This is a genomic window from Oscillibacter valericigenes (assembly GCF_021531435.1).
GTDB classification, from domain to species: Bacteria; Bacillota; Clostridia; order Oscillospirales; family Oscillospiraceae; genus Oscillibacter; species Oscillibacter valericigenes_B.
In genome coordinates this window covers 1-6,807 of record NZ_JAFBIS010000047.1, presented here as the reverse complement: position 1 = coordinate 6,807, position 6,807 = coordinate 1, and the positions used below count along the sequence as shown (strand labels likewise).

Here is a 6,807-nt window from a genome sequence, read left to right as displayed (position 1 = left end):
CACGCCATCCTATTGGCTCTCTCCGGTCAGGCGAGGGCCTGTTGGTAATGCCTGGGACCGGGGGTCCTGAATAGTTACCCATTTTAAATAAATTCATTCGATATTTTAAAACAGAGAATGCACGGTCGATAAAGCAAACATTTACGTTTGCGAAAAAGGTATTGAAAAATGGTGAACTAAAGAAGCTGGAATGGTGTCCAAACCGTGAACTGCTGTCAGGTGACAAAGATACGCGGTATCTGCGTCTAAATAATGACTCTTTTGAAGAGCATCCCAAAAACAACAATAATACCGCAAGAGGTTTCTGGGTCAAACGCAAAGGCCGTGATATAGAAAAGCCCGAAGACTTAAGCGCTTTCTCAATGATTGAGGCTTTTTTGGCAGGCATCTCACCTCAAAAAAGTGCATCTCAAGCTCCTGATTATACAAATATTTACGATTGGCTTCGGAAATGCGAGAATTCCATCGAAAAGAGCAACATAAAAAATGGGAAATCCAAGGTAACCGTAAATGGGGTGGAGTTTTCATATTCCCAAAAGATGATACATACCGATGCGTTCCTGCGGGATAACAGTGACACGCTCAAAATCGTAATGGGCCGTGCGATAGAACAAAATAAGACAACAGAGATCGAAGTAGACGGAAATAAAAGAATCTCTATTTGTAACGATTTCGCGATATCGGAAATCATCTTCACACTCTCTCAAATATATGCGCACTACGAAAGTAAGATCCCCACCGGCTTTTGGGTCGAATTGCAAAAAGAGAAGCCTGTCTTTATCGGTCACATTTTAATCCAGACAAATTATGTAAATATCGGAGACCCTGATATGTATCATAGCTGGATTAAGGAGCAGAACGAATATAAAGACAAGTTCTTGAGCGCACCTGCCGCAAAATCTGAATCTTCCACGCCCCCCTTTATCCTCACCCCCGCAGTAGAGTCTTATTACAGTTGTGATACGCAGACCTTCCAGGACCTGATCGTAAATCAAAAATACCGGCTTGCCATACCGGAGTACCAGCGCAAGTATGTGTGGGATGCGTATAATTGGGATGAATTATACAAGCAGCTATGCAGGGCCAGTCAAAACAATCAGCCTCTTTTCCTTGGAACCATCGTGTTAAGGGTGGAAGCAGACGCCTGTTATATCGTGGACGGTCAGCAAAGGCTCACAACGCTGGTCGCGTTTTATAACGCGGTAAAAGAGCCGGAGTCACCCCTGACGGTTTTGCCGAACAACAATCTGCTCAAAAAGATATGTGAGTTTTTAGAAGAGCGGGGTGGATTAACGGACGTCAACTGCACCTTTGATGTGATTTATATCAGCGGTCCGAAATCGTATCAATACGATGTTTTTTCCTCTATAAACAGTGCGGGAAAGAAGCTGACAATTGAAGAAAAAATTAAAAACTACTTGCTGATGAAATATCCCAAGGCCAAGGTGGATGACCTGAAAACAGTGGCAAATAATCCAGGATTTGCGAAAGCCCTGTGTGAGTGCGTTAACGGGGAGTTCTGCAAAAGCGCTGATATTTATAATCAATATAAAAAGATTATTGAGGAAAAAGGGTATGACTTTTCCGCTCTGATGACCTTCTCAAATATATTTTTGTATATAAAGGGAAAACAGGAGCTGACATTGACCGATGACCCGAAAACAGGCAGCATCTCCACTCCGATCTGGGTCAAGCTTTTGAATGGATTGGAAGTATCCACCGCGGACTCCTTGCTGTTGAATTGGGCCGTACGTATCATTTCAAATAACGGCGATAAGGACATCAAGAGCACAGAAGCCAAAATTGAAGAGATCACCAAAAGGGTCTGCATCATCTTCTTTTTGCTGTATGTGATGGATCGGAGTGGCAACGGTGCCAAAAGTGCGGACCGCAACTTCCCCAAATGCATGGATTTGAAGGGCAAAAGCATGGCGGAGCAGATCGTTAGCGCCAAGGCAGACCAGCCGTATTGGGAGAAAGTAACCGGAAGGGCCGAAGAAATTTGGAAGCAGTATATCGTATCGCTGCCCATCTATGACCTGGGGCAAGCCAGGATCAAAAGGTTCGTTCTTTTGATGCTCGAATATATGATGATAAATGACAGCGATACGGAAGATACTTGGAAAATGAATGTAAACGCACAGGACAAATTGGACATCGAGCATATTTTCCCGTCAAGTGAGAAAAATTGGCCAAAAGGATATGGAACATTGATCTCTCCAACACGGCTAAATTACCTGGAAAACGTCATGCTACTGGAAGGAGAGCAGAATAAGAAGGCCAAGGCCAAGATGCTGATCCAGCAAGGGGATGGCGGAAAGATGACGGAATATAGGCAAAGCAGCCTGTTTATGGCAAAAATGTTTTGCAAGTCGTCACCCTGCGAATATGCGGATCAAAATGGGATCTATGACTCTGACGCAGCAAACAAGCGAATGAATGACCTGAAGGACAGAATCCTGCCCCGTTTTTCAGGCCTTCTTGACCTTGTGCTTGACAAAAAGGAAATTGTTCCTGAAGACTGCAAATTTCCGTTTGGCAACAGCATATCTGCGGCAAAGGCAAAGCTCTCCAGCTCCGGAAACAAAAATCCGGCAAAAAAGGGGAAACAGTCCAGTGTGAAAAAGGTCAACAAAAGAACGCACCATCTGCAGCAAGTGATTCTGCACGCTACAAGATTTGCGATAGAGGAAAAGAATTGCGGAGAAGATTATCGTGCAAAGGCAAGTAAGATAAAGAGCAAAGCAATCCATCAGGTATTTCTGGAATCGAAAAAGAATACATCTTATAAAACTACCATTTTGTGCAACGTGACCCGAGACATCAAAAAAATAGGTACCGCCGATGAGTTGGAGCGTTTGCTGAAAGACTTGTGGGATGGAGGGAACGACCTCCTCCAAATTCTGGGTGCAGATAATATTCCGCCAGAACTGCCAGATTTGATTGCTGAATTGTCTGGAAAGGAAATCAAGCCCTGATAAAGACAACCTTGGGGTCAGGCTTTCAAGCTATAGGCCCCGCTACCACTCCTTCTCCTCTACACAGGCCCAGAACGTAGCTGCCGCGCCGCCCCTGGACACGGCGAACCGCAGCGCTTCCACCTCCTGCTCCGGGATCTTTTCAAAGCCTACGCCGGGCAGACGGGCGGCCAGATCCAGGCTGGCGGCGCTGCCCTGCCGCAGCACACGTAGATGGGCGGGGCGGGAAAAATCGCAGACAGCGCCTGCGTCCAGCAGCAGGCGGGCGGTCTCCTCCTGACCGAACAAGATCGCCGCCAGCAGTGGTGTCACTGGGACGCCTTTTTCCATGAAGCTCCGCATCACGAAGACCACGAAGACCCGGGAGGTGTCTCCCCGGCCCGCCTCATCCGGCTCCAGGCCGCTCTCCAGCAGCAGCCGTACCTGCTCCGTCCGGCCCAGGGCCGCCGCCAGTGCCAGGGGTGTGCCCCGGAAATAAAGATGCATGTCCCAGGACGCTTCCACCACCTTCAGTAGCTCCCCGGGCAAATGCTCCATCATCAGCTCCATGGCCTGCCCATTCTCCGCGCAGCAGGCAACGCCACACAGAGAGTCGGTCCGCAGGGTGGGATACCGGGAGCCGCCAACGTGAAATCTCATCAGCCCTCCGCTATTCTGATACTGCTGCAGGCGGAACATCCGCCAGAGGCACTCCTCCGGAGACAGCGGCTTGCACAGCACGGCGTCCAGGTCCGCCTGACATTCGTCCTCCTTTTCCATGGGGAAGCAGTTCTTCCAGTACGCCCACCGCCGGGGATCCCGCCAGTTCTGGAGCGGGAGCGCTTCCGCCCCGCTCCCCCTGCCTCCGTAGACCATCGCCACGGCCCGGACATGACTGCTGATGCGGGGCGTTTTGATCAGGTATTCCATTAGGGCCGCGGGGTCCTCCCCGGCCAGCACGCCCCGACCGGCGGCCTCCCGCAGCAGCCGCAGATCCTCCGTTTCCAGCAGCAGCCGTACCAGATTGCTGACGTTCTCTCCGTCCCGGCGGCGGAAGCGCACCTTGCTGATCAGCTCCGCCAGGCAGTCCGTCTCATAGCCGGAAGGCACGGCGTCGCCGTCCAGCAGCAGTGTGCCGCCCTCCCCGGTCTCCTCCAAAAACCGCCGCAGCTCCTCCCGTCCCAGCTTCCACAGCTCCGAACCCGCCCACGTCAGGTCCCGCTCCCTGCCGCACAGCTGCTTCCAGACCCGCAGCAACGTGCGGTGGGGCATTTCATTCCTGCTCCGCCGCAAAATCTCCCCCAGGAAGACTCCGGTAGCCCATGGCTCCCGGCACAGATTGGGGAAAAACTTCCGGATCAGCAGCAGCTTTCCGCCCCTGGCATCGTCACGGATCGGCTCCCCTATCCGGTACTCCTCACCCCAAAGCTCCAGTATCCTCCGGGCTTCCTCACCGCCGCACAGGCCGCCCTCCAGCTGGAACCGCAGCGTCTGTGCGGTGCAGAAATCCACAAAGGAAGCAGGCTGCAAAGCGTAGGTCCGCAAAAACGTCTCCCTGTCCGGCAGGCTCTCCCGCTCCGGGCAGAAGATCTGCCGCATCAGCTCCAGCCGCGCCGTCCTCCGCTCTTCGGACAGTTGGGACTCCCCCACGCCCTCCAGCACCATCACCGCCGCCCGGCAGACGGCGCTGCTCTCCGCCCTCCAGACGCCGGGGCACTCAAGCAGGACTTCTCCCGTCCGCAGGCTGCCGCAAAGCAGGGCGGCTGCCAGCGGCGTGGCGCAGGAAATGGACAGGGTGCGGTTCCGGGCACAGTCTGCCATCCTCACCTGGTTTCCGAGGGCGGCGCAGCGGCGGGCATAGAGCTGTACAGTGTTTTGCCCTCCCGCCCGCATCCACTGAAAACTCCAGTCATCAAAGCCGATACCCGCGCTGTTGCAGTCATATCCGTGCTCCAGCAGCAGCCGGGCGTGAAGTGGGCGGTCCATCGCTGCCGCAATCAGGAGTATGAAGCCCCTTCCCCAAGCCTCCCACTGCGCGTCGTCCTCCCGCCAATAAAAGGAGTCGGCGAATTCTACCGGGGTGCAGTGCTCCAGCACCTGCCGGAACAGCTCCGGCGAACGGTCCAGCGCCCTGTGCAGGCAGAGCGACGTCCCCCGCCCCGACAGCGGCTCCCGGAGGTCCCCCAGCACCTTTCGCACCGGAGTCTCATCCTCCTGGGACAGGGCGGTCAGCAATGTCTCCTCCCCCTCCCCTGTCCGCTCAACCATGTACATATCTTTCTCCTGGTCCCAAAAAAACATACCGCATACCTCCTCGCCCTCATCCTATCCCCAAGGCCGGGACAAAGATGCGAAATAACTTGTTTCCGCCGTGTCATAGCGGTATACTGAAGAAAAACGGCTGGAGGGATGGACATGCGCAAGCAAAAGGAAGAGAACAGCACCGGACGGAAGAATCCGCCCATCCAGACGATTCTGGACATCTGGAATACCCTGGCGGCCCACGCTTCACCGGAGGCCCCCATCACCATCTCCCAGTTGGCGGACCATGTGGAGGCCGACTGTCATCTCTCCGGCGGCTCCGCCGTCTCGAAAAAGACCGTTACCCGTTACCTGCCCAAAAATGTAGACGCCGTCAACACCCTCTGCCCCCACACCGTCCTGTGCGAGGAGGGCGAGCCTGCCATCCTCCACACCTACACCCACGGCGACACCCTTCATGTGGTGATGGAGACCCCCGACGGCCAGCCGGAATGGTCCGGCGACATGACCGCCGTGCTGACGCCGTCCGCCACGGCCCCCATCCCCGTAGGTACGCTGAACCGCAGGCTGCCGAAGCTGATGGAGCAGTTCGGTGAAGCGGACGGTCGGAACCCGCCCCTCATCTCCCTCGCCGGCGTGATGATGAAGAACAGCGCCGGAGGACAACGGACATACATCCCCGCCCTCCGCCACGGCCTTGACCCCGCCTTAGAGGGCGAAACGGCGGATCGAACCGTCACGCCGGAGGACATGGGGCAGAAGGAGGGCCGAAGTCCCACCCGCAGGTACTACCTGAAAAGCCTGCTCAGCGCCGCCGAGTGGCGTATCCTCTCCGACCTCATTCGGGTCTACCCCTACATCGATGCGCGTCAGACGGAAAAATTCCTGTCGGTGATGCAGCGGATGGCCCCCGGTATGCGGGACTGGAGCGGAGAGCGCTGCGCCCGGAAGGCGGAGGCCGGGATGCAGTTCCAGCATATCAAGGTGTTGGACCGGGCTATCCGGGAACAGCGTCTGGCCAGCGTGACCTACGGCAGATATCAGCTGGGGGTAAACGACAGGGGCCAACTCTGGCCCCAGCTGCAGCCCATGCCTGACAGCAATCGGCCCGGGCGGCCCTATGTCATGACGGTGGAGCCCTACGCCATGATGTGGTCCAACGGCTACTACTATCTAATCTGCAAACTGGACGGCTCCATGCGGAATCTGCGGCTGGACCGGGTCCTGCATGTGGAGCTTCAGACCCAGGCCTTTGAAAAGGACCCGGATTTCGACGCCTGCCGGTACCGGGACCGCTCCCCGGTGATGTATCCCGGTGAGCCGGTGGACATCTGCCTGCGGTGCCCCCTCTCCCTGCTGAGCACCCTGATGGACTTCTTCGGCACCGCTATCCGGGGCTACACCACGCCTCGGGAGCCGGACTCCCTCCCGCCCAGTCAGCGCTACACCGAGGTATCCCTCAAAGCCTCGGAGTCAGGCACCCGGCTCTTTGTCCTCCAGTACGCGGACCTGGTGGACGTTCTGGAGCCCCAATCCCTCCGGGAGGAGGTCCAGCGGACCCTGCAGGCCGCCGCGAAGCGGTATGAAA

General features: G+C 55.6%; 3 protein-coding genes. 2 read left to right on the top strand and 1 reads right to left on the bottom strand.

What is annotated here, in order from left to right:
* The first annotated feature begins 161 nt into the window (after positions 1 to 161).
* A complete protein-coding gene (locus tag JQM68_RS13295; RefSeq protein ID WP_235223507.1) occupies positions 162 to 2,978 on the top strand; it encodes a DUF262 domain-containing protein in 2,817 nt (938 codons plus the stop codon).
* A 42-nt stretch (positions 2,979 to 3,020) separates the two neighbouring features.
* Here JQM68_RS13295 and JQM68_RS13290 read toward each other — a convergent pair whose 3' ends face one another.
* Entirely contained in the window at positions 3,021 to 5,258 is a 2,238-nt protein-coding gene (locus JQM68_RS13290) for an ankyrin repeat domain-containing protein (RefSeq protein WP_235223506.1), read from the bottom strand.
* 114 nt (positions 5,259 to 5,372) lie between these two features.
* On the opposite strand from JQM68_RS13290, the gene JQM68_RS13285 reads away from it, so the two are divergent.
* A partial coding sequence (locus JQM68_RS13285; protein ID WP_235223505.1) for a helix-turn-helix transcriptional regulator occupies positions 5,373 to 6,807 on the top strand: 1,435 nt, incomplete at its 3' end.

What these genes read in the sequence shown, in the direction of transcription:
- JQM68_RS13290 (WP_235223506.1), bottom strand. Translation starts at nt 5,258, where the DNA reads ATGTTTTTTTGGGACCAGGAGAAAGATATGTACATGGTTGAGCGGACA.